This is a genomic window from Clostridia bacterium, from assembly GCA_012840125.1.
In the GTDB taxonomy this organism is placed as follows: domain Bacteria; phylum Bacillota; class DULZ01; order DULZ01; family DULZ01; genus DULZ01.
Genome location: DULZ01000070.1, coordinates 1 through 2,883, shown reverse-complemented (window position 1 = coordinate 2,883; position 2,883 = coordinate 1). Strand labels below are relative to the sequence as shown.

Below are 2,883 nucleotides of genomic sequence, written 5' to 3'. Positions count from 1 at the left end.
TGCAAGGAGCCCTATTTGGGGATGAGCTCGGTCGCTCTCGGACGCCTCCCATTCGCACCTTAAGGTGCTCAGAGGTCGGCGTTCTTCCTCGAGCTCCCTCGCTCTTTTGATTTTTGCTCCCATGCAGTCTCGCGATTAACACCGAACGCTCTTTTGTCTACAGCCTGGGGTTGGCTAAGCGCCAACCTTTTTTGTACCTGTCGGGGCTTTGTCCGCCGCGCTGCCCTGGTCCACGATGAACATGCTTGCCAGCATCAAAGCGGCCCCTAAGAGTTGGAGGCCGGTGGGGATTTCAGCCAGCACTATCAAGGCGAAAAGCAGGGCAAAAACCGGTTCCAGGGAGAGAATAACCGCCGTGGTGGCCGGGCTGGTATATTTTTGCGCCCAGGTTTGGAACAAGAAGGCAAGGGTAGTAGCCGGAATGGCGGTGACCAGCAAGGCCGCTACCACGCCGGGAGTGAAGGTGATGGGCAGTCCTTCCGCACCCCAGCCGGCCAGGATACTGAAAAGGGCCACCGTGCCGATTTGCCCGGCGGCAAACAGGAAAGTATTGATTTGATTGGTATACCGGGCTACCAGGATGATATTCAGAGCAAAACAGAGGGCACAGCCCAGGGTGAAAAGGTCCCCGGTATTAAACATTAATCTGGCGGGAGCTCCGGCCCAAGCGGCAGGAGCTCCCGCGCCGAAGGACAGCAAACCTAATCCTGCCGCGGCGCAAAGAACGCCGGAGATGACCTGCCGGGCAGGTCTTTTTTTATGGATCACCGCTGTTATGACAGGCACCAGCACCACCGACAATCCGGTGATGAAAGCGGAATTGGCGGCAGTGGTATACTGCAGGCCGATGGTTTGCAGTGAATAGCCCCCGAAGGAGCACATCCCGGCCAGCAGGCTGTACCATACGGCTTTGCCGGTCAGGTCTTGGCGGAATAAAGGCAGGAGAAGTAACATGGATAAAAAAGCAATGGAAAAGCGCACGGCGTTAAAAGTAAAAGGAGGGATGTCTGCAATGGCCACTTTCACGGCAACAAAAGTCGTTCCCCAAATGGCGGCCACCAGCAACAGTAGGCCGTTGGCTTGATGACGTTTTTCCATGTCCGGTGCTCCTTTCCTTTGTGACCACAATCTCTATTCTGGCACATGGCCTTATCCCCGTCAAGGTGATGGAAGGCGTCTAAACCCGGCTCCCCGGGCGTATGCTTAGATAGAAGGGGTGATGTTCATGAACTGGAAGTCCGTCTGGCTGGGTGCGATGGTGTCCTTCAGCTTGATGGTCATTGGGTGGCTCGGGGGAGCCTGGTGGACCCTGACCGTCTGGGCGCCGGAAATGGATCTGTCCGGCTACCTGCAGTTAATGTTCTGGTTACCGGTGGGGGCCGGGGGGATAGCGGCAGGGTACGGGGCTCCCCGTTTGCCCTGGCGCCATGGCGGGACGGCGGGGGCTGTGACCGGTTTGCTGCTTCTGGGCTTGCAATGGCTTTTAGTCCCTACCCTTATGTCCCTGCCTGCGGTGCTGAAGCTCTTGGGGACGGGGGTGGTGCTGGGGTCTTTGGCCGGAGTGGTAGGGCAGAACTTGCGCCGGGCCGCTGAGCGGCGGGCGCGAGGAAGCAAACCCGCCGGTGTGCAAAAATTCTGAGTATTAGACTTTATTTGGCAGGATTAAAGCGTCAGGAGAAGAATTATGAAGAGCAACAAAAAGATTAAGAATATCTTGTAAAGAACTTGCTTTCTTAGGCGGTGAGTTGACTTGGACTTGGTAGAAGGCATTTTGTCAGGCAATCGCCGGGCACTGGCCCGGGGTATTACCCTGGTGGAAAACGGGGAGGATGAAAAATACGATTTGCTGGCCAGACTCCATCCCCATACCGGGAAGAGCCGCATTGTGGGGGTGACCGGAGCTCCCGGGGCAGGTAAGAGTTCCCTGGTGGACCAAATGATCAAAGGCTACCGGAAGCGGGGCCAAACCGTGGGCGTGATTGCCGTTGATCCCAGCAGTCCGTTCAGCGGGGGTGCTCTACTGGGGGACCGGATCCGCATGCAGGAAAACACCCTGGATCCCGGGGTTTTTATTCGCAGCATGGGTACAAGAGGCAGCTTGGGCGGCCTGGCCCGTGCCACGCGGGAAGCGGTTACTCTTTTTGATGCCTTTGGTTTTGATGTGATCATCGTGGAAACGGTGGGTGTGGGGCAGTCGGAGCTGGACATCATGGATACGGCCGATACGGTGGTCCTGGTGCTGACGCCGGCCGGCGGTGACGTGATCCAGACCTTGAAAGCAGGTATCATGGAAATTGCCGACGTATTTGCCGTTAACAAAGCCGACCTGGATGGGGCGGACCGGGTGGTAACGGAGATCAACAAGACCCTGGATTTATCTCACGGTGAGTGGCGCCCTCCGGTAGTCAAGACCGTATCCCTGGATGGGACCGGCGTGGGCGAATTGCTGGACCAGGTGGACAGGCACCAGGCTTACTTAGAGATTTCCGGCAAGCTGGCGGTGCAGCGGCAGCGGCGCCTGAAAGAAGAAGTAACGGCCATTGTGCTGGGCAAGATTAAAGACAGCCTCACCCAGCGGTTCCACAGCGAGCCTCGTTTTCAAACTCTTTTACAGGAGGTGGTCAACCGGAAACAGGATCCTTATACGGCAGCCCGGTTAATCATAGCCGCCATGGAAGGTTGGCTGCCTACCGGTTAGCTATATTTTTCTATTTTGGATGAGTTTAGTATTTTTTGCAATTTTTTTTTGGAAATAACATTTTCTGGGGAGGAATATCAGAAATAAGGTAGAATTCTAAATAATAAGAATTGAAGGGTTATTCATAGATAGCTGGTGATGCAGGTGGAAAGGTTGATCAATGAGGTAACCGACATGCTGGAACG

Annotated in this window: 3 protein-coding genes; 2 read left to right on the top strand and 1 reads right to left on the bottom strand. The window is 55.5% G+C overall.

The genetic code is table 11. The annotated features are described in order from the left end of the window. Window positions 1–174: 174 nt before the first annotated feature. On the bottom strand, window positions 175–1,098 hold the full coding sequence (locus tag GXX34_08425; GenBank protein HHW07532.1) for a DMT family transporter: 924 nt from the start codon (window positions 1,096–1,098) through the stop codon (window positions 175–177). Between the two features lie 127 nt (window positions 1,099–1,225). Between GXX34_08425 and GXX34_08420 the strand changes: the two genes are divergently transcribed. Together GXX34_08420 and meaB are read left to right on the top strand one after the other, a co-directional pair. Continuing rightward, window positions 1,226–1,639 (top strand): TIGR04086 family membrane protein, encoded by a 414-nt coding sequence (locus GXX34_08420; GenBank protein ID HHW07531.1) that lies wholly within the window; start codon window positions 1,226–1,228, stop codon window positions 1,637–1,639. A 111-nt stretch (window positions 1,640–1,750) separates the two neighbouring features. After that, entirely contained in the window at window positions 1,751–2,698 is a 948-nt protein-coding gene (meaB, locus tag GXX34_08415; GenBank protein HHW07530.1) for a methylmalonyl Co-A mutase-associated GTPase MeaB, read from the top strand. Window positions 2,699–2,883 lie beyond the last annotated feature (185 nt).

Excerpts from the sequence above, each read along its gene's own strand:
- GXX34_08420 (HHW07531.1), top strand. The coding sequence starts at position 1,226 with ATGAACTGGAAGTCCGTCTGGCTGGGTGCGATGGTGTCCTTCAGCTTG.
- GXX34_08425 (HHW07532.1), bottom strand. The coding sequence starts at position 1,098 with ATGGAAAAACGTCATCAAGCCAACGGCCTACTGTTGCTGGTGGCCGCC.